At 37.8% G+C, this 20,661-nt stretch carries 14 protein-coding genes, 3 tRNA genes and 1 riboswitch; of the genes, 11 read left to right on the top strand and 6 right to left on the bottom strand.

What is annotated here, in order from left to right; all coding sequences use genetic code 11:
• Positions 1-68: 68 nt before the first annotated feature.
• Both AC1EU2_RS08830 and AC1EU2_RS08825 read right to left on the bottom strand, forming a co-directional pair.
• Positions 69-2,348, bottom strand: coding sequence for an FAD-dependent oxidoreductase (locus AC1EU2_RS08830; RefSeq protein ID WP_480297865.1), 2,280 nt, complete (start codon positions 2,346-2,348; stop codon positions 69-71).
• A 13-nt stretch (positions 2,349-2,361) separates the two neighbouring features.
• Positions 2,362-4,008 carry a sodium:solute symporter family protein gene (locus AC1EU2_RS08825; RefSeq protein WP_480297864.1) on the bottom strand — a complete coding sequence of 549 codons (1,647 nt, stop codon included), beginning with the start codon at positions 4,006-4,008 and terminating at the stop codon, positions 2,362-2,364.
• 290 nt (positions 4,009-4,298) lie between these two features.
• On the opposite strand from AC1EU2_RS08825, the gene AC1EU2_RS08820 reads away from it, so the two are divergent.
• The 3 genes from AC1EU2_RS08820 (at position 4,299) to AC1EU2_RS08810 (ending at position 7,354) form a co-directional block, all read left to right on the top strand.
• Positions 4,299-5,078 carry a helix-turn-helix domain-containing protein gene (locus tag AC1EU2_RS08820; protein ID WP_480297862.1) on the top strand — a complete coding sequence of 260 codons (780 nt, stop codon included), beginning with the start codon at positions 4,299-4,301 and terminating at the stop codon, positions 5,076-5,078.
• Positions 5,079-5,246: 168 nt separating this feature from the next.
• Entirely contained in the window at positions 5,247-6,557 is a 1,311-nt protein-coding gene (gene pssA / locus AC1EU2_RS08815; protein ID WP_480297860.1) for a CDP-diacylglycerol--serine O-phosphatidyltransferase, read from the top strand.
• Positions 6,554-7,354, top strand: a complete 801-nt coding sequence (locus AC1EU2_RS08810) for a tRNA-uridine aminocarboxypropyltransferase (RefSeq protein WP_480297858.1) — start codon at positions 6,554-6,556, stop codon at positions 7,352-7,354. The genes pssA and AC1EU2_RS08810 overlap by 4 nt, the downstream gene beginning before the upstream one ends.
• Here the strand turns inward: AC1EU2_RS08810 and AC1EU2_RS08805 are convergent.
• Positions 7,341-7,652, bottom strand: coding sequence for a hypothetical protein (locus tag AC1EU2_RS08805; RefSeq protein WP_480297857.1), 312 nt, complete (start codon positions 7,650-7,652; stop codon positions 7,341-7,343). The genes AC1EU2_RS08810 and AC1EU2_RS08805 overlap by 14 nt on opposite strands.
• A 506-nt stretch (positions 7,653-8,158) precedes the next feature.
• Between AC1EU2_RS08805 and AC1EU2_RS08800 the strand changes: the two genes are divergently transcribed.
• Positions 8,159-10,006: an AsmA family protein gene (locus AC1EU2_RS08800; RefSeq protein ID WP_480298127.1), complete on the top strand. Its 1,848-nt coding sequence runs from the start codon at positions 8,159-8,161 to the stop codon at positions 10,004-10,006.
• Between the two features lie 51 nt (positions 10,007-10,057).
• Here AC1EU2_RS08800 and AC1EU2_RS08795 read toward each other — a convergent pair whose 3' ends face one another.
• Complete coding sequence (locus AC1EU2_RS08795; RefSeq protein ID WP_480297856.1) at positions 10,058-10,912, bottom strand: early set domain-containing protein; 855 nt, start codon at positions 10,910-10,912, stop codon at positions 10,058-10,060.
• A 257-nt stretch (positions 10,913-11,169) separates the two neighbouring features.
• On the opposite strand from AC1EU2_RS08795, the gene AC1EU2_RS08790 reads away from it, so the two are divergent.
• The 4 genes from AC1EU2_RS08790 (at position 11,170) to AC1EU2_RS08775 (ending at position 12,057) form a co-directional block, all read left to right on the top strand.
• Positions 11,170-11,245: transfer RNA gene (locus AC1EU2_RS08790), tRNA-Gly, on the top strand.
• A 9-nt stretch (positions 11,246-11,254) separates the two neighbouring features.
• A tRNA-Cys gene (locus tag AC1EU2_RS08785) sits at positions 11,255-11,328 on the top strand.
• A gap of 46 nt (positions 11,329-11,374) precedes the next feature.
• Positions 11,375-11,460: transfer RNA gene (locus tag AC1EU2_RS08780), tRNA-Leu, on the top strand.
• A 114-nt stretch (positions 11,461-11,574) separates the two neighbouring features.
• A complete protein-coding gene (locus AC1EU2_RS08775; protein WP_480297854.1) occupies positions 11,575-12,057 on the top strand; it encodes an HvfA family oxazolone/thioamide-modified RiPP metallophore in 483 nt (160 codons plus the stop codon).
• 50 nt (positions 12,058-12,107) lie between these two features.
• Here the strand turns inward: AC1EU2_RS08775 and AC1EU2_RS08770 are convergent, their stop codons facing one another.
• Positions 12,108-13,991 (bottom strand): phytase, encoded by a 1,884-nt coding sequence (locus tag AC1EU2_RS08770; RefSeq protein ID WP_480297852.1) that lies wholly within the window; start codon positions 13,989-13,991, stop codon positions 12,108-12,110.
• A gap of 11 nt (positions 13,992-14,002) precedes the next feature.
• Positions 14,003-16,765: a TonB-dependent receptor gene (locus AC1EU2_RS08765; RefSeq protein WP_480297851.1), complete on the bottom strand. Its 2,763-nt coding sequence runs from the start codon at positions 16,763-16,765 to the stop codon at positions 14,003-14,005.
• Between the two features lie 311 nt (positions 16,766-17,076).
• On the opposite strand from AC1EU2_RS08765, the gene AC1EU2_RS08760 reads away from it, so the two are divergent.
• The 3 genes from AC1EU2_RS08760 to AC1EU2_RS08750 all read left to right on the top strand — a co-directional run bounded on the left by AC1EU2_RS08760 (position 17,077) and on the right by AC1EU2_RS08750 (position 20,321).
• A complete protein-coding gene (locus AC1EU2_RS08760) occupies positions 17,077-17,991 on the top strand; it encodes a GGDEF domain-containing protein (protein WP_480297850.1) in 915 nt (304 codons plus the stop codon).
• A 142-nt stretch (positions 17,992-18,133) separates the two neighbouring features.
• Positions 18,134-18,976 (top strand): helix-turn-helix domain-containing protein, encoded by an 843-nt coding sequence (locus AC1EU2_RS08755; RefSeq protein ID WP_480297849.1) that lies wholly within the window; start codon positions 18,134-18,136, stop codon positions 18,974-18,976.
• Between the two features lie 100 nt (positions 18,977-19,076).
• On the top strand, positions 19,077-20,321 hold the full coding sequence (locus tag AC1EU2_RS08750; protein ID WP_480297848.1) for a hypothetical protein: 1,245 nt from the start codon (positions 19,077-19,079) through the stop codon (positions 20,319-20,321).
• Between the two features lie 120 nt (positions 20,322-20,441).
• Positions 20,442-20,539, top strand: a riboswitch (TPP riboswitch).
• The last annotated feature ends 122 nt before the right edge of the window (positions 20,540-20,661 follow it).

The raw sequence follows: 20,661 nt of genomic DNA, 5'->3' as shown, positions 1-20,661 counted from the left end.
TCTTTACAACGTAATAACAGTGGGGTGCTTCAAATAAAAAGAGCTCCAATTTGGAGCTCTTATAGGTATTATTTAATAATAAGTTCGAAAAGTGCTGCAGGCACTGTATCTAAAGGTTTTTCGAATTCAAATCGTAATGATGTTGTCCTAATCTTAGTGGGAAATATCAGCTTATTCACTGTTTGATAGTTATTTGTAACAGTTTTTAACTGATTGTTTCTACCATCAAAAACTTTGTATTTTTCAATACAAAAAGGCATTTTCTTCTCGGGATGGGTCATTAATGTAGATTCAAGCGGGTGATCAAAATCATTATCAAAATGAAGAATGATCTCGGTTATCTCTTGTTCTTCTGGCCATTTAACTTCTAGTGTTGGTGTGTGATCACATTGTGAAGAAATCCAAGCGTTAGTACCTAAAAACGGTCTATTGTATCCATTATAGATATTGTGATGATTGCTTAATTCAAGAGCAGGAGAAATGGTAAATGCAAAATTCTGACCTTCAGGTCGACGAGCAGGGCACCAGAATTCAAAACTATCAATACCTATGTCTTGAACTACTTCTTGGCGACCATTATTTGAAACAGCCTCATTGGTGCCATTAAAAGCAGTGACAATGCCTGTTATGCGCTCTTGACTGTAACCAAGTTCAACATTGGCATTCTGCATGAAACATATAAATCCATATTGATTTGTATCTATTGTGTTTCCAAATAGAATATCCAGAACCTGTTTACCTGGAGACAACTCAAAGGATTGTCTTTCAATTGTTTTATTTGGAGTGAAGTTAAAGTGTTTATCACTCACTCTCAACTCTACTTGAAGTGTTGTTGATGAAATAACATTTATAGGTATAGAAAATCGATATTTAGTATTTGCTTCAAGTGGCAAAATCTGAGCTGCAGAAGTATTGAGTCGTTGATAATCGTTATCGAAACTCAATTGTTTCAATGTTAACTGGGAAGACGATAGGATTTCAGCTGATGATATTAGGTTATTACTTTCTTTATAAGGCAAGTGAGGAAGAAAGTGTCCATCTTTTAATAGCATTTGTTGTATGGCTGAATAGTGTGGTGTATCTAATAAGTCATTTATCGATAAGTTGTTATCAATACAATACGATGCAGCGACACCAATAGCTTGACCACCATGCGCTGTTGTTGCCATCACCCGAGTAGAGCCATAAGCAATATGAGATGCACTGATAATTCGGCCTGCAAGCAACAGGTTATCCATTTTCTGTGGTATGAAACAGCGTAATGGGATCTGGAATATACCTTTGGAGTGGAATTGACGACAAGGTGCTGCATCAGTAAATACACCTGCACTTGGATGATGATCGATGGACCAACCACCGAAAGAAATTGCATCTTCGAATTGGTTTTGGTCAACAACATCTTGCTGAGTCACCATATAATGGCCAATAAAGCGTCTACTCTCACGTTTACCTGGGATGGTACCAACCCATTCAAGCGTTAGGTTTTCAACGTCCTCAAATTTGCCACTGTTTTTGATATGATCCCAGATGGTGTAAACAATTGACCATAAACCGTATTTGATTTCTTCAGTTTCATGAATAGTATCTTTTAAACCGCCATGTTCAATCCACCAAAGTTTTACGCCGTCTTCACCTTTTTGAACTCGGTTTAATCGTTCCTGGGATATCTGCGTGTTTTTGGCGAAATCGGGTAACGTATATTCAACGGGTTTACCTGCATCTTTGCTATAAAAGAATAGGGTGTGCCCCAGTAAATCTGTTTTCGATTCAATGGGCGCCAGTTTTTCACCAAATTCACGTTGGGCTTCTTCGCCAATTACAAATGGTGCGCCAGCTTTGAATGCTACGATGCCGTCTCCCGATGCATCTGTGAATATTTTTCCTTTAATCGTGTAATCAGTGCTGTTCTGTGAGCAGAAAGCTTTTACCGCTGATATTGTCGACGAAGAGGCTTTTTCAATGTCATAAACGGCAGTATTTAGAAGCAGTGTAATGTTTTTTTCGGCTAAGACTTTATCAAGTAAAATGGAGTCGAAGATATGAGCATTACCTTCACGGTTACGAAATAAGTTTTCAATCAAAAGCTCATCGATGATTCCGCCTTCACGAGACCAACGGTTATTATTACCCAAATGGCTTGTTGCACCTAGAATCCAAACTCGTACTTCACTGGATGCATTTCCACCTAATACAGGACGATCTTGAACTAAGGTAACTTTTTTACCTTGACGTGCAGCACTGATTGCAGCACAAACACCGGCCATACCGCCACCAATCACGACGACATCATTTTGTAGTTGGACGTGATTATTACTGCGAACGAGCGGTTCATGTTCGACTCTTAACATTTCTATTTTCCTACTAAACTTGTTTTGTTTTTAATTTTTTATCTTCATTGATCAGTTTCAGAAGTCCTGAAATGGCAATGAGTGCGATAAAACCGCCAGTGCCGATTGTTAAACCAGTAGCTTTTTCGCCTACCAGACCCAACCCTGTAAGTAATAGGCCAATTCCCAGCACGCCGATAAAGATAACTTTCTTACCGTAAGTCGACTGTGTTTCTATTTTGATTTCTTCTTCAGTAGATTCTTTTTCGACCAATTTGTGTTCTTTCTTCAAAATGAACTCAAAGAAAACTAAGAATAAGATAGGAATCAATACTCCAATGATCATTTCCTCTCCTCGACTGAGTGAAAAGTCAAAGAATGAAGGCGCAATAAATTTGAGGAATATGTTGATTCCAAGGCTCGCAAAGGTGGTGAACAAGATTGAAAATGCGTTTTGGCGTTTAGAAAACAATGACCAAATAGGTGGTAAATAGATCGGGACACCGGTTAACGCTGCAACACTAAGAACCGTTTCAACGATTCCGCCAAAACTTTTAATTGAAAGTGCGACAATAATTGACACAAGACCGAATAACACTGTTGAAAGTCGAGCAATTTTCACCAGACTCTTTTGGGAGGTATTTGGTCTAAAACTTTTAAAAATATCATTAGTCAGTACGCCAGCGACAATATTTATTGTGGTATTAACAGAGCTTGCGGTTGCGAATACCATTGCACCTAAAATAAGTCCAAGTAAACCATTAGGTAATACTTCTTTACTCATTAACAAGTAGGCATCTTCTGGATTTGTACCTGCGATGTCAGGATTTACGATTCTGTAAATCATAGGAGGTAGCATCCAAATTATTGGCGCAATTAAATATAATGAGCAGAAGGTCAAGCCGACTTTTTTAGCTGAAGAAGGCGAGCGAACACTAGTGTAACGTTGAACGTAAGCCCAGTTACCGCCTATGAAAACAGTGTTATAAATAAAGAAACCAAAGAGAAAGAGTAAATCGTATCTTTCGTTATGTAACTCTGTAAAGCCTTGTGGAAGTTTATCAAAAAACTGAGCGACACCACCAATGTATTCGAATGACAGAGGGATGACTAATAAGACTGCCGCTGTTAGTACAACGAATTGCAAAACATCTGTAACTAACACAGCCCACAGACCACCAACGGCGGTATAGGCGATAATCAGTAGTCCTAGTATCAAAATCGCAGTTTCTAGCGGTAGCCCAGTAGAGATTTCAATGATTTTTCCTACAGGGTAGAGAAAAGCGCCTGTAGTAAATAAGCTGACAAGGATAAAAATAAAAGAATATATCTTTTGAGCTCTGACATTGAGGCGTTTTTGCAAATATTCAGCAACGGTAAGGCAACCGGTTTTATTCCATGCTGGGCCAATTAAAAAAGCAACGAAAGCGCCAGATAATGCCATTGTTGCTTGAATAGAAATTGAAACAAAACCGTCTGAGTAGGCAATAGCCCCCCAAACGACAAAAGTTCCTACAGAAAAGAAACTCATAAAGAGAGAGAGGCCGCTTATCCACCATGGTACATTTCCGCCACCAGCAAAAAAGTCTTTCATATTCTTGCCGTTTCTTGAAAGTGCCATTCCTAATGAAATAACGAACACTACGAAAATCGCAGCTATTATGTAGTCGAAATTGTTCACTTTGACCTCTTATTTTAAGTATAGAGTTGAGGTAGTAGCCTAATTATCTTTATACGATAGTTACTTGTAGGCCTATTTTAGGATGAGTATTACACATACGCATTAATGTGTCTATTATAGATATTTAATATTTGTGGCTTAAAACTTATTGTATTGATTTTTACTTTAATAAAAAAATTAAATGCTATTAAAACAGGATTATATGGATATATTTTAGCGAGGTTATTGACTCATCTAGGGATTGTAGTGATATCATTAATTTCTTTAATTGTATTTAAGGCCGTAAAGTTTTGACGCAAACAACACCATCAATCATTAATAATGAAAAACTGAGCCGCTTTGGTAGTCAGCTTAATCAAAGCTTGATACATGGTATCGAAGTTTTACAAGGTGTAGCGTCGAGTAATGAACCTATTGCAGGTCGAGAACTTTCGCGGTTACTCGAATTAGATATTACTAAAGTAAACCGTATGCTCCGAACTCTTGCCTATCTTGGCTTAGTCAGACAAACCAGCGATAGAAAATATACATCTGGACCAGGCATGCATGTTCTTGCGGCACAAAGCTTGTATGGCGCAGGCTTCATTCAAAATGCGATTAAACCACTAGAATCATTAAAAGATTTTGGACTTATTGTTGCTATGGGTGTCCTTTGGCAGAATAAAGTAACCTATTTATATCATGCTCTACCTGGAATGGATTCAATGGATGCAATAGGGCGAATGAGTTATTACCCTGCGACATTAAGTGGTGTTGGATTATCATTACTTTCTCAGTTATCTGATGATGAAATTGTTCATCTTTATGAGGGTAAGACTATTGAAGGCTTTGATGACTGTTTTATGTCATTAATGGATAAAATCAACGAAATTAGACTCAATAAATTCACACGTGTAGAGACCACTAATAAGAAGCTTAAAAATAGTAAAACTTATACTATTGCCGTAAATGTTGGTACTCCAGTATACAGCTCAATTGCATTATCAGGATGGATACCTGAAGGTTCGACTGATGAGTTAGTTGAAATCTTAAATCAAAAAGCAAATGAGATCGTATCGGCTATCAAATGACATCTTAATGAGCGTTTTTAGAGCAACCTCACAATCATAACGGGTCTTTTGGCTTAAAAAGGTTGCCGAATCATTCGCAAATCGGTAATTTCTATATTCATTTTATCGTGTGCATGCTTCTGACTATATAAACAACAAAATCAGAAGCCTGATAATAAGGAGAAGGCTTTGCTTAGCCAGTTGAGTGGCATTCCAGTTTCAAAAGATTCTATTTCTTGGTTACTGACACCAGAGCGTTTCAGACATGAGCTATTATCTAGAATTCAGAATGCTAAAAATAACATCTACTTATCTGCATTATATTTAGAGGACGATGAAGCAGGTAGAGAGATTTTTGATGCTCTTTTAGCGGCTAAATCGAACAATCCTGAAATAGATATAAAAGTGTTTGTTGATTTTCATCGAGCACGCAGAGGCTTAATTGGCCAGAAAGGTGACAGCGGTAATTATTTTATGTATCGCACTAAAAATGCCGAAGCTGATTATCCTATCGAGATATTAGGCACACCAATTAAAACGAAAGAATTTTTAGGTGTACTTCATCTAAAAGGTTTTGTCATTGATGATGCTGTTATTTTCAGCGGTTCAAGCCTGAATAATATCTACTTACATGTCGGTGAGCGATATCGGTTTGATCGATATCATGTCATTGAATCTCCCGAGCTCGCTGCTTCAATGCGAAATTATATGCGTCACGAACTCGCTGAAGATGAGGCCGTTGTTGCGCTTGGCGATAAAGATAATGACAAAGTTCCTTCAAAACAACAGATAAGAAACTTCAAAGTTAAGCTATCTCAGGCTAAGTATGAATATTCAGGTACCAAAAATGGTACTAGAATTACGCCATTGGTTGGTCTTGGAAGAAAGAAAAACGTATTAAATAAAGCGGTTATTGATATAGTTAAAGAGTCTTCAGAGTCACTATTCATTTGCACGCCATATTTTAATCCGCCTTACGCTTTGAGCCGAGCGCTGATTAAACATTTACGTCAAGGCAAGCAAGTCGACATTGTGGTTGGCGATAAAACGGCCAATGATTTTTTTATTCCTGATGAAAAAGATTTCACTACCATTGGTGCTGTTCCATATATCTATGAGCAATCATTAAGAAAGTTTGTGAAACGTCAGCAATGGGCGATAGATAAAGGGTTACTTCGTATTCATTTATGGAAACATGAAAACAACAGTTTTCACCTTAAGGGTATCAGTGCAGATAACCAAAATTATCTCATTACAGGTTCAAATTTGAATCCTAGAGCTTGGTCACTTGATCTTGAAAATGGCTTACTAATACAAGATCCAGAACATGTATGGCAGGAGCAATTTTCTCAAGAAAGAGAGCACATTATTCAACATACAACTCAGTTGTATCACTATAGTCAAATTGAATCGTTGAAAGATTATCCTGTAGCAGTAAAAAAGATTCTCACTCGTATTAAACGATTACGAGCAGACTTTTTTCTTCGTAGAATTTTATGATCAAATCAGGGCACCGCATGGTGTCCGACATTCCTATGAAACCAATAAAACATCGTATCCACGATTTATATACTCATCGCAAATCTCTTTCTACTAAAACGTTTAACGCGAGAGGAAAAAACGTCAGTCGATGTAAACTTTGTTTACAGAACGTTAAGTGGTGTATTTGTGATCACAGAAGACAGTTAGCTTCGAATGCATCATTCTTATTATTGATGTACGACGATGAGGTCTTAAAACCTTCTAACACTGGCAGGTTGATTGCTGATTTGATCCCCGAAACTTATGCTTTCTTATGGTCTAGAGTTGAAATTGAACAAAAGCTGTTAGATTGGATTCAAAATCCCGAGTATCAGCCGGTCTTAATCTTTCCTGATGAATATGCTGAGAATGAAATCGTTTTTTCTGAAAATAGCTCTCTTGAATTTTCGGGTAAGAAAACGCTATTTATTTTACTCGATGGAACGTGGCGAGAAGCAATTAAGATGTTCAGGAAATCTGAATATCTAAGGGGCATTCCAATGTTGTCATTTAGCCCTGAATTTGTTTCTGAATATGCCATTAGAAAAGGGCAAAGAGATTTTCAGCTCGGAACGGCAGAAGTTGCAGCGATGGCTTTAGAATGTTTTGGTGAGAAGGCAAACTCTGAAGCATTAAAGCAATGGTCGAATGTCTTTAAAGAATCAGCGTTACTTGGCCGGAATAAACGTCCGATATCCACACTAACGCCATTTTCTGAGTATATTGAGCAATTTGAAATTGCTCATGAGAATGCAATTATGGCTAAGCTTGATTAGCCATAATTTCTATAACGTCATCGTAACTAAGGTTATATTCTCTTGATAAGTTAAAAACCTTTGTTTTATAGGTTTGAATTAACTCTTTTTTCTTCTGTTGCTCTTTTTCTTTATTAACCAGTTCAGTAACAGCTTCCTGCAATACCTCTAACCGTTTTAAACTGTAATTGAGCGTTTTTAAATACTTTTGCATTTGACTTTTATTACGCGCTGCTTCGAGGCTAGCTGACTGTTTTTGTTCAAAACCATAATCGTCTAATGCTGATAACGCTTTTTCTAAATCCAAATTGTTTGTCATCTTGATGTCTGTCGTTGAAGTCAGGAAAGTATCCGAAATTGTTGAATAAATATCATTGTTATTGGTTGTCTATTCAGTTGAACAAACCTTCAACAATTGAGCGTGAATTATACGGATAATCGGCAAATTAACAATATTCATTTGCAGTATTTACATCTTTTATTGGTGAATAAAACCAATGAAACGTGATTTACTTATAGAAGTACGTCTTATAAATATTTAGTATTTATCACTCTTTAACAGTAATAAATCAAAGTTGAAACAATACTGTTACTGTATTCAATAAGTTTAGGTTTTAACCATTTGAAGATTTGCTTAGCATTCATTAAGTAAAAAATCGAATTTTGCATACACTAAATCTAAATTGTTATTTGAGAATGTGAACTAATCAGTTGTAGAATAAAACCTTCTTGCATTGTGGAGTTCAAGAGATTGAATTTCTCTGGACTTATTGACAACACGAGCATGGATGCAAATAACTTATTTTTCGTTCTGGAGATTGCGTGATGAAAGTCATTAAGTGGGGTTTAGTAACCCTTTTAGCTCTTATTGTTTGCTTAGCCCTATATCTAACTTTTCTATTTGATCTCAATGACTACAAGCCTGAACTGGTTTCTTTGGTTAAAGAAAAAACAGGTAGAGAGTTAAAGATTGAAAAAGACTTAAAATGGACGGTTTATCCGAGCTTAGGGATTGAGATCGAAAAACTCAGCTTGTCTGCACCAGAAGGTTTTAAACAGCAAATGTTGTCCGTTAATAAAGCGGTAGCTGAGGTTAAATTTCTGCCATTGCTTTCTAAGCAAGTGGAAATCAGTCGTTTAAATTTTGATGGTATAACATTTAACTTGATCACTAAAAAAGACGGTAAGTCGAGCTTAGATGGTTTGAGTGGTAATGGTTCCGAAAAGAAGACTGCAAATAAGAACAAAGTTGAAGGCAAACCTACGGATGAAGCTCCAGGTCAATTGCTCAATGCTTTACACATCAACGGCATCTCTATTACTAATGTCATTGTAAATATGCGTGATGACAACACTCAAGTTGCTAATCAATTTAATATCAAAAGCTTGACATTAGATGACTTTGATTTAGACAAGGACTCAAAACTCGCTTTCGAACTCCAAGCGGATGTGAATAAAAACCAAATAGCATCGTCTGGCTCTGGTGTGATCAATATTAATCAGTCACTTTCAACTTTTGCTCTTAAATCTCTAAAAGTCGAAACTAATATTAATGGTGCTTCGATTCTTAATGGGAAATTTGAAAGCCGAGTTCAACTCGATGCACAAGTCGATACAAAAGCCAAAACAGCGAGCATGAAGTTAGACACATTTGATATTGATGCGATTAAATCTTCTGGAAAGGCACAAGTCAACTTCGGTAAAAAAGTCCCTTATATTAATGCTTCATTGAATGTTGGTGATGTTAATTTAACGCCTTATCTTCCTGAAGAAAGTAAAGACACGTCTAAACAGCCTGAAGCACCTACTCCTTCAGAAGTGAGAAAAGCACCCGGCACAGAACCAGATTTAAGTGCATTAAACACAGTAAATGCGGACATCTCACTAAAAGTTAAAGCTATTCAATTTAAAAAGATCAAAACCAATGATTGGAATTTTGAAAGTAGTTTAAAGGGTGGGGTATTTACCGTTAAGGACTTTTCTGGTCATTTATATAAAGGCAAATTGGCTTCTTCAGCGAGTCTACTGGCTAAAAGTGGAAAGCCTAACTATCAATTCAAAACTAAGTTATCAGGGGTTCAAGTTCAGCCACTTTTAAAAGATGCAGTGAGTTCTGAGGTTCTTGCAGGTACTACGTTATTCAATTTATCAGGTCGTGGAACCAGTTTAAATCCTGATAAAATTCTTGAAAATCTTGTTGCACAAGGAAATGCAGAGTTTACTGATGGTGCGGTTTATGGGGTGAATATCCCTCTCATGATTCGAAATGCCAAAGCAAAATTTAAAGGCGAAGCAACTGAAGAAGTCAAACAAAAGAAAACGGACTTTACTCGTCTAGGTACCAATTTCAAAATAGTTAAAGGCGTTGTTAAACTTAACGAAACTGAAATGGCATCACCGTTATTGAGATTGAAAGGTGAGGGTGATGTTAACTTAGTCAAAAAATCAGTTGATTACTTACTGCAAACAGAGATTGTGGCTTCATTAAAAGGTCAAAAATCTAAAAAAGACGATTTAAGTGGTATTAAAATACCATTACGTATCTCAGGTGAAATGACAAACCCAAAATTTTCAATTGATACTAAAGCATTACTTGATGAAAAAATCGATCAAGAAAAAGAGAAATTGAAAGATAAGATAAAAGACAAGCTGTTTAAAAAGTTTGGTTTTTAAGGCATAAGTTCCACCTCAACTCACTTAGTTGAGGTGGAAATACGTATTAGTTCAAGCAGGTGCTTTTACTTCCACTTTTGCTAATGGACCAGTAGCGTTAACATAGTTAATAACGTTGAACGTGTATATTCCGGCTTTGTCGGCTTTGAATTTGAGGTTTTCTGAATGTCCTGTTTGTTCTAAACGTTGCGGACCATTTGTTGTCAATCTATTTTCGCCTTTTACGCCCAACTTGTACTTGCTCCAATCTTTATCACCAATTTTAAACTCAATCTCTTGCCCTTCTTGTAGTAATATTTCGAACGAATACTTTCCGTCAACTTCATCGTCAACTTTTTTTAGCATGCAATCTTGAGTCGCTTCCCAATTTTTGATATCCGTTCTAAAGTATGTGTCACAGTAAAAATCAACTGGCGAGCGGCTTGCAAGGTGATGTGTTGGAAATTCTGGAAATGTACCACTGGTAGGGGAGCCTGTTTCAACCACAGTCGGAGTGTCTTTGTTTGCCTCAACCAATAATAGGTTACTCTTATGCCCGCCCTCATCTTGAAACGCCTTAATTCTAGACGTTGTGGCGGCTGCGGTATCCCCCTGTTCAGTATCAATTAACTTGTACCAATCCGCTCCTAAAGTTTCATCAAGGGGTACTAATTTGTATTTACCTTCTTTGCTATCAATTCCAGTTAAGGTTCTAGATTCATCTGATGTAAGGTCGAGTATCGCACCTTTCTTGATAAACAAATTGGTGAAGTATTCAGCGAGTCCATCTGTTTCTTCAGTTTCTAACGGTTTTTTTATTTCTTGAACTTGGTACTGTTTGTCTCCAGTTTTTAATAGCTGTACCTGAACATCTAAATTGTTAAATCTAGGAACTGATTGCGGCGTTGTTGTACCTAAAGCTTGCATCTTAATACCACATTTATTTGAAATACTGAGCTTTTATATTAAATCAAACATTTTTGTTTGCTATAAGGAATACATATATATTAGATTTGATGACATTTAAAGCAATTTAAAGTGCAAAGATTGTTCTGAGACTACAAATTGCGCACTTAGAACTAATTCTTTTATTCAAGCATTGACTCCTTTTGCTAAATCCGTAGAATGCGTTCCCGTAGTCAACAAGAAGTCAAACGCTTATTGATTACAAGTGAAGTTTAAATGCGACATTAGCTCAGTTGGTAGAGCGATACCTTGCCAAGGTATAGGTCATCGGTTCGAACCCGATATGTCGCTCCAATCTTCTAGGGCGCGATGGCAGAATGGCTATGCTGCGGATTGCAAATCCGTCTATCTCGGTTCAACTCCGGGTCGCGCCTCCACATTTTAAAATAAAAGTGTACTATTGCTTTTATTTTCACTCAAATTGCCCGAGTGGTGGAATCGGTAGACACAAGGGATTTAAAATCCCTCGCTTAATAGGCGTGCCAGTTCAAGTCTGGCCTCGGGTACCATTTATTTCTAAAAATACTTCCATATAACAATTTAAATGCGACTTTTTTCGTATACTGTTTTAATTTAACTATTCAACACCTTGGTCTGTTCGGTTCTTCCGGTAAGAGGTCTTAATGAGTAAATTAAACAAGAAAGCCATAGCTGTCGCTATTGGTACCGTTATTTTAGCCCCTGTAGCTTTAGCAAATTCCAATCAATTTAGTTTTAATCAGCTTCATCAAGGTTATCAAATTGCTGATAACCAGTCTTCTGGCGGCTCCGATAAAGCAAAAGACGGGAAATGCGGCCAAGGTAAATGTGGTGGGAAAAAAGCGCATGATGGAAAATGCGGTGGCAAAATGTCGCAAGAAGGCAAATGCGGTGAAGGACGTTGCGGTACGAAGCGTAAAGCAAACCAAGGAAAATGTGGCGAAGGCAAATGCGGTGCTGATCAAAAAGGAAGTAAAGAAGGAAAATGTGGAGGCAAAAAAGCCCATGAAGGAAAATGTGGTGGCAAAATGTCTCAAGAAGGGAAATGTGGTGAAGGTCGGTGCGGAGAAAACCGCAAAGCTCATGAAGGAAAATGCGGCGAAGGCAAATGTGGAAGCAAAAAGTGATTGAAAGTCATCGCCCTAGCCGATAGGGCGATGATATATATTTATGGCGTTTAATCGTTATTAAAGATACTGCTCCAAGGGATCCACTTAAAATCTTGGTTTGCATCTGGCATGCGATTTCTTCCATCTTGTACCACTAACATACCTTGAGACCAAGGGCCATCACCAACAGGCATTGAAGTAACGGCTAAGCCATCGGTTTCTGAGCTGCCATCAATTCCTCGGTCAAAATTAGTTCCAATTCTAAATTGAGTGACAAATTGATATGGAGCTTCAGAGTCATAAAGGATATATGAATCATTACCTTGGCTTGACACAACAAGATAAGATTTGTTTTTCCCGTGATACAAATCTAAACCTTCGACGTCGTCGACTAATGGGCCCCCGATTTTGATGATCATTTCACCTTTTGATGAAGCTTGAGCGCTGGCATCATACTTCCAAATTCCTTGGTCCTCTTCACCAACAAATAACTCACCTGTTTTGTCATTGGCAACACAGCCTTCTACTTGCGATGGCGCAGACAACTCACGTACTTTAGTGATCGAAGTTTGTGTATCCAAATTGACACGGTATTGTATGGTTTTACCAGATTTTTCATTAGCAAAAGCATAGAGCTGTGAACCATCTTGATATAGACACATGCCATAAATGTCATTTAAATGTGTATCCAAAATTGCTGTTTGAGTCACATGGCCATTTTTAGCTATTTCATACACCGCAAGTTTATCGCCGTCTCGTAAGCTTGCTATTGCGATGCTTTTCGTTTCACCATTAATCGGTACGTTTTGTCTGATATCAATATTATTAATGCGTCCGGTACCAATAGACTGTACTTGGTTACCTTGCATATCAAAGACTAACAATCCCCAGCGTTTATGTGCCCCTAAAATCAAGCTGTCGGCAGGTGATTTTGTATTAACCCAAATTGCTGGGTCATCCATAGTATCTCCTGCACGATCAGAGCTTGCACTCTCAACCCATGCTGGAATTTCGCGGATTTTCTCTGATTTAGCTGTTGTTTGCAGTTTCATGCTCCAATCTGACAGCAGGTATTGGTCATGTTCATCATCGAAGCTCAGAACCGATAGTTTTTGATTGCCAGTAAAAACGGTTAGCCCTTCAACTTCATCGCCTTTATTAATAGCCACTTTATTGCCATCAGAAAAAACTCGTCCAGTTTCATCTTGATAGAAAACATGCCCACTATCAGCAAAAACTGAAGTTAATACATTGTGTGGCTTTGAAACCACAAGCTCTGTTTCTTTAACAGCTTGTGGGTGGGCATCTATTGCCCAAACTCCAGCTTGTTGTTCAACTATGTATAGCGTATCTGTCGATGAATCTAATGAGCAGTTCAACGTCCCCATAGGTACTGAGATACTACGAACAAACCTAGGATTCCAATTGCCTTTATGGCCTAATACCCATTGCTGTGCATTGCCTGATTCACCTCCCAGCCAAACATAGGTTAATCCATCCTGTTGTCTTGGCTGTAAACAAACCCAGTTAATTTCATAATTAAGCTCAGGCATAAGGGCAAGTTTGGTTAGGCTGTTGTTTTCAACTGAAAACGGCTGAACTCTATCTGTGCGAGTGTCGAAGGTTATTGCAATATCATTAGAAGCTTGAAGGTATTTGTATTCCCCTTTAGCTAAAGTATTGCCTTCCTCTGACTCACCATTCCAAGAAACTAAGCCAGACTTTTCGCTCGCAAGTAACCAGCCATTATTGAATCGAACACCTTGACTTCCTTTTAGGCCAACCAAGGCTTTGACAGCGTTTTCCTTACCAGTGGTAAATACAGGGTTAGATTGAGCTTCAGGCTGTACTGATGGTGAAGCATCATCTTTACATGCTGAGATCCCTAACGTAGCTGAGACAAGAGTTGCTAATAAACCATATTTGAAGATGTTATTTGTATTATTATTCATCACTTTATACCTTAAAAGTTAACGACTTGAATGCCTAGTTGGAATGTTCGGCCGTACTCTTCGTATTGATTGTTGAATCGACGACTACCTGCATAGCTATAAAATGGCTCATCAGTGATGTTGATCGCTTTAAAGTATACAGTCATCGCTTCTGTAATATGGGCTTTAGCAACGAAGTCCCACTGTAAGTGATCATCTTCGTACATGTCATATTTTTCATCGTCAATTTCAGTAACCTCCTGAAGATATTCTGATTTATATGCAGCTGAAAGCCAAACGCTTGTGTAAGCATTTTCATATCCAATTGAGAAGTTTGCTGATAAGTCAGACTGACTTGGCAATGGAATATCTCGTGCAAGTAATTCCCCATCATCAAACCATTGGATTTCGGCATTAGAGTCTGTGTAGGTGATATTTGTATTGATTAGAAGATCATTGAATGGCTCAGGTAAGAAGTTAAATTCTTGCACATAAGCTAATTCAAAACCGTACAAATCAGCATCGTTGCCATTTACGAAAGTCAGTGCTTTTTTATAATTAACGTATTCACTGCGACCTGCTAAGTCGGCTTCATAAATGAAGTTCTCGATGTCTTTGTAAAAGCCACCAACGCTCAATAACCCAATACCATCGAAATAGTGCTCTAAGCTGATATCGACATTCATCGATTCAAGAGATTTCAATTCAGGGTTACCAAACTCTGCTTCACGAATGATCTCAACTTCACCAGTCTCATCATTCTCTTCCTCGTCAATTTCTAACAAGAAACCAGGTGCAATTTGATCGAAAGTTGGGCGAGTGATTGTATTCGTCCAAGATGCTCTAAAAATTGTATTTTCACTGAACTCATAACGAACATGAATAGAAGGAAGCAGATGGTCTTCTGAACGCGAAGAGGTACTTGCAATAAACTCTTCATCTTCATTGAATTTGTATCCTTGGGAGTCCCAGTTTACGTTTTCGTATCTGACGCCAGCGATGACTTTGAGTTGTTCAAAATCAATTGTGCCCATGATGTAAGCTGCCGTGAGATCTTCACTAATATCAAAATCACCAATCTTAGATTCAATGTCATCAGCAAACTCACTCGAATCCATCGAGTTTACTAAGTCCCAAATAGAACCTGTTGAAATCGAAGGGCCAAATTCGCTCAATCCATAATTCACCGTAGAATTACTGTATGCACTTAAAGATAGAAGCTCCTCAGATACACCGAAGTCCTCAAAATCTTCAAAAATCCAAACATCTTCACGGTTTGTTTTTTCTCTCGTGCTGGCCTTTGCACCTAATTTTAATTCAGCACTGTTATTTCCAAGTTCAAATGAACGCGTAAAATCAACTTTTCCACCCTTTACGGTGTCTGTTGAACGTGTGTCTGCAATTTCAATTTCTTTTAACTCATACTCGGAAGCATCATAGTAATTTTCATTTGCGAGAATAATCGGCTTTTGCGTATCACGAAAGCCCAATTCATCAAATTCAGCTTCGAATTCAGCACCACCAATATGTAAAGGTTTAGCTGCGGTAGCTCGAGAATATGAAGCTTGATAGTCGACAGTCCATTTGGTTAATCTTGATTGTCCACCCAGCACAAATGAGGTTATGTCTTGTTCTTCAGTTCTTGCTTTTAATGAACGTTTAACTTCAGCTGGAGAAAGTGTTTGCATGTCTGTTGCATCTTCCCATTCAACACCCGATGCATTTCTCAGTTCATCATCATCGTATTTGCTGTATAAAGAACGTAAAAACAGATCATGATCTTCAGTCGGGCGGTAATCTAAATTGACACCTAAACCAATTCGTTCTCGGGTAATGTCATAGTTACGTGCTTCAACTTCTTCAAGTTTCTCATCATTAAGGTCCCAGCCTCCATCAACTTCTACGTTTTCACTTCCAAATTTACGGTTATACCAACTTGCTGCAACCGCAACACCAAATTTTTCATTAAACGTATCACTGTAACTTGCTGCGAACTTCGGACTTGTTTGTTCTGTCAATCCGTTATAACTGGCTTCACCTGAAAGATTGAAAAATAATTCATCGCGGTCAAAAGCCGATAGACTTTTCACTTCAACAGCGCCACCGAGTGAATCTGCATCCATGTCAGCGGTTATCGTTTTACTGACTTCAACAGATTGAACTAGGTCAGAAGGAATAACATCAAGAGCGACAGCGCGCCGGTTATCTTCTGGAGCAGGTAGTCGTGTCCCATTCATTGATACAGAGTTAAAATCTGGCGCTAACCCTCGTATACGGACGAATCTTCCTTCACCTTGGTCACGCTCAATAGACACACCCGGAACACGTTGTAGTGCTTCACTGACGTTACTGTCAGGAAAGTTACCTAATACATCAGCACTGATAACGCTGACAAGGTTGTCCGCACTGCGCTGTCTGTTTAAAGATTTACTTAATGACCCCGCATGGCCTGTTACAGTAATTCGCTCTATTTCATTACCTGCTAGCTCAACAATAAGATCTGAAGTTTGATCATCGGTGACGGTAATTTTTCTTGTTTGTGTTGGGGCACCTAAATATGAAATTGAAACGGTGTAATTGCCCGCTTTTAGGCCATTAAAAAAGAAGCGACCATCACGGCCTGCAGTTTGGCTTTGGTTAAGCTCTTTAATGGTTACAATGGCACCTGATAGAGGCTGCTTACTTTGCTCAGCTCTCACACTTCCTTCAAATTTGCCTACAGCAATGGCTTGTGCAGATATTCCGATACTGCAAAGAGCAAGACATATTGCAGACAATTTAAATGGTTTTTTCATTGTTCTATTTTTCCTGTGGGGTCAAAAGTCAGGGCAAACATTAAGAGAGATAAATGTCAGATTTGTGACGAAAACATTTAATTGATGTTTATTCACGCAGATACACGCTAGTATTTTTAGATGATGAACTGATTTGAATCAGCGCTAGTGCTTAAAACACCTAATAAACAGAGGTTTTTGGTGATATTTGAAAATTAAATATCGATTTATTGAGCTAATTTGACCTATTGATATCAAATGACCTAGTCACAAAAGCTTAATAAAAATGCATTATTTTACAGTCATTGATGTTTGGTATTAGAAATAGAACAATGAAATTTAAAAACTCAACTCCTTACTTAATTATCAGCCTGTTGGTGATAACGCTTGTCCCTTTATCAATAATGCTATTGCATTTACCTTTGAAATATACGAACGACATCGATTTTATCGATATTATCGGCGAGTTTTGTCTCTTTGCCTTAGCGACCAGCTGGATATTTGTTATTCGCTCGGCAAGACCAAAAGGTTTTGTTACTAATATGCTAGTGATTGGCTTAAGCGTGTATGCGTTTGGTTGTTTCCTTGACGTATTGGATGAAATCTTTATAAGAACCAGCTCTACCATTTTTACCAATTTGATTGAAAAGATACCCATGCCATTAGGCTTAGCTTTTCTCACCTATGGGTTATGGCACTGGCGAAATGAACAAAAGGTAGTCAATCGTCAATTACAAACAAGAGAACAATATATCAGGCAGCACCATTTAACCGATCCATTGACTCTGCTGAATGACACAAGAGGTTTTGAAACACACTTAACACGTCTCAATAAAAGTAAGAAAAGCTATGGGCTAGTATCGTTTGATATTGAGAACTTTAGTGAATACAACAGTCGCTTTGGGTTTAGAAAAGCCGACAAATGTCTTAAAAAAGTTGCCAATATTTTGTGCTATCAGTTGAGGGGATGTGATTTAGTTTGTCGATTTGCTGGCGACTGTTTTGTCGTATTGGTTAACGATGGGAATGATCAGCTTGTTGAGTCTCTAGCACGTAGTATCGCACAATCAATAAATCAAACAGACATCAATTGTAAATTCAGTTATCTGCTGCCAACCGAAGTAAATATGTTTGTGAGTGGTTTTCATTCTGAAGAAACTTCGATTTCTGAAGCCTTATTGATAGAACTGAGCCAAAGGCTTAGATCAGATTCAGAGGTTAAGTTAGCTACTAACGAGGCTATTTAATATGACCTTTATTTGTTTAAATGATAAAGGCTTATATTGCAGGCGAATAGTGACATTAATAGTGAGTTTGTTTTGCCAGCGTAAGTTGAGTACTAAGATACTTTTAACGGGCACAGGGATTTTTATCAAGGACATACAACGTTTGGACTTTACGTTGTCCCCGCATCAACTTAAACGCTTGTTTGATAATGCTAACTGTCAATGGAAAGGCAATGATTTAGCGTTCTTATTGGGACAGATGTTATATGCAGATTTAGCTGACACGCACTCAAACTTGCTTAATAAAGCAAATTGTTTGAATGCAAAGTATTCAAATTTTTACCGTTATTTACGCCTATCACAACCTTGGATTCAATTAATTAACTTCAATATAAGCGATGAGAAACATCTTTTGATAACAATGGACTTTTCTTTTGAAAGTACCAATAGATTCATCCTAGAAGTTTTTGCTTCTTCTTTGGGTTTTCTTTTCAAAAATATTGATATTAAATTTTCCTTCCCTTTTCCTAAACCTACAAATACATCGCAATATCTAAAGTATTTAAATTCGAATGTCATATTTGATGCCCCGATAATGTGTGTTTCTACTTGCGCAATTACATCTCAGTGGCGCAGCAATGATGAGTTCGACTATAAGCTTGCAAAAAATTCAGCTATCCAAAAGGTGCAGGGCGGTTCGAAACAGATTGGGTTACCGCGCAAGGTGAGAAGTTACTTATTTAATGAAACGCTAAAATTACCACAACTGGCCAATAATTTAGGTATGAGTGTGGCGACGTTAAAGCGCAGACTAAATGAGTATGACACTAGCTTTGGTCAATTACAGGATGAAGTGAACTTAATTAAGTCTCTGATTCTGTTGGCTGTTCACGATCCAAGCAAAACAGCGAAGGAGTTGAACGAACAAGATATCAGTAATTTTAGGCGTGCTTTTAAGCGCTGGACAGGTTCTCTTCCCAGTCGATATTATTTATGGCTTAACTAAGCTAAATAATGAATTAACCTCTCATTAATTTTTATTAAAATATTCAATTATAAACCTCTTAATGGATAGACTAAATGCATATTGCTGATATGGCAGAGCTATGGCTGTTTCTAATCATTCAGATGTCGAAAGTTGGTATGCATACATTGTTGAGAATAGGCAAAAGTTAACAAGTACCAAGGGTGACGTATGCAAATTGACACTTTCTACCGGAGTGCTGGATAAATATACAGTGTGCTGTAACGGTTCTAATAAAAGGCCTAATTCAGTCTCTCGCTTTTTTGGTTCAATCAGTGCGCCGTTTGAAGGAAATAGCAAGGAAATCCTCAGTGCTTTTCAGACTCTGTTTGATGAATGCGAAAATTTTACTAGTTTTTATGAAACGCTTTTTGGTGATGTACCTGAAGCGCCACCTATAACAAGAACTTTGATTTCAAATAAGTTCGGGCTTCAAACTCTCAAAGATGAATTCGGTCATACATGGTATTTCGATCCTCAACATCAATTTGCACCATTGAGAAGACGAAAAGAATGGTTTACTACAGAGTGTGTTGCATACAGTGCTGATGATAAACCCAAAGGCGGTGGTAGTTCCTATATTTCGAATAATGATGGTCATTTTATTGAACTTCAAAGACGCAGAGATAAAGGCTCTTTTTCTACTCATAGAATCACTTCGTCACATAAAACAGCTCGTGCTGTCAGTCGTTATGCTCATATTGTACCTAGTATCATTATCAATGAGGGTATAACGTTAGCGAAACATTCAGGACTGGAAGTTAGGAGAGATATTATTCATCAAGGGAAAGTCATTGAATTACATCAATGTGAAGGACTATGTAAGGACTTGATGGAGCTATATTTTCAAGGTGTTCTCATGAGAGATATTCACCCAGGTAACCTCGTCGTGTCTTCCCTTGAAGCCCCTGTTAAATTAATCGATACGGTTGATGCCATTCATCCTGATAGTGAGTATGTGCACAACGAATGCGGATGCCCAAACTATTTTACTTTAAAGTTGAAAGAGGGAAGAGAAACAGGTGCTTACGATTTAGTGCGAATTGGTGAGTTGTATTCACTTGCACTGACTTTTTGTTATATCACTGACAAAACGGGTGAATTGCGTAAAGCGATCAAAGCACATAAATGGAAAAATGAAGTAGAAAAAGGCTGTAATTGTTACACCGATGTAAAATTTAATTCAGCGTTTAAAGCTTGGATAAGGACCAATATTTTACCGGATTTTGACCAAACATTCAGATCACTACTCCGTACTCCACACAAGCACGACCCTTCATTGCACATATACAATATGTACGACTGGTCAAAAGCTAGCCGAAAATAAGTATTTAGCTTTCAATTCTATGAACGTCATCAAGTTTTCTTGCTTTGTACGTTAAATTTGGCTTGTGTCAAAAAATTCAATATGTCTATACTAAAAAGGCTTCACAACTACTGTGAAGTTTTTTACTTGTCGGAGTGCCATTAGGCTGAGATCGTTAACACGGGATCCGTTGAACCTGTCGGGTTAAGACCTGCGAAGGAAACAAAAGTGAAATCTGGAATCTCAATACCTATAAAATTGATCTATTCTTCTGTGACGGAAGAAGGACTAATGCCAGCTTTTACCCATTCAGTTAATCATCCTCACTGGGCGTCAGACAAGCAACTTCTTAATTTAATAG

This window comes from Parashewanella sp. 2304DJ23-3 (genome assembly GCF_056591695.1).
Note: the sequence above shows the minus strand (reverse complement) of the source record. Positions and strands in the feature narration are given on the sequence as shown.

Excerpts from the sequence above, each read along its gene's own strand:
- AC1EU2_RS08830 (WP_480297865.1), bottom strand. The coding sequence starts at position 2,348 with ATGTTAAGAGTCGAACATGAACCGCTCGTTCGCAGTAATAATCACGTC.
- AC1EU2_RS08810 (WP_480297858.1), top strand. The coding sequence starts at position 6,554 with ATGATCAAATCAGGGCACCGCATGGTGTCCGACATTCCTATGAAACCA.
- AC1EU2_RS08805 (WP_480297857.1), bottom strand. The coding sequence starts at position 7,652 with ATGACAAACAATTTGGATTTAGAAAAAGCGTTATCAGCATTAGACGAT.
- AC1EU2_RS08800 (WP_480298127.1), top strand. The coding sequence starts at position 8,159 with ATGAAAGTCATTAAGTGGGGTTTAGTAACCCTTTTAGCTCTTATTGTT.
- AC1EU2_RS08795 (WP_480297856.1), bottom strand. The coding sequence starts at position 10,912 with ATGCAAGCTTTAGGTACAACAACGCCGCAATCAGTTCCTAGATTTAAC.
- AC1EU2_RS08775 (WP_480297854.1), top strand. The coding sequence starts at position 11,575 with ATGAGTAAATTAAACAAGAAAGCCATAGCTGTCGCTATTGGTACCGTT.
- AC1EU2_RS08770 (WP_480297852.1), bottom strand. The coding sequence starts at position 13,991 with ATGAATAATAATACAAATAACATCTTCAAATATGGTTTATTAGCAACT.
- AC1EU2_RS08765 (WP_480297851.1), bottom strand. The coding sequence starts at position 16,765 with ATGAAAAAACCATTTAAATTGTCTGCAATATGTCTTGCTCTTTGCAGT.
- AC1EU2_RS08760 (WP_480297850.1), top strand. The coding sequence starts at position 17,077 with ATGAAATTTAAAAACTCAACTCCTTACTTAATTATCAGCCTGTTGGTG.
- AC1EU2_RS08750 (WP_480297848.1), top strand. The coding sequence starts at position 19,077 with ATGGCTGTTTCTAATCATTCAGATGTCGAAAGTTGGTATGCATACATT.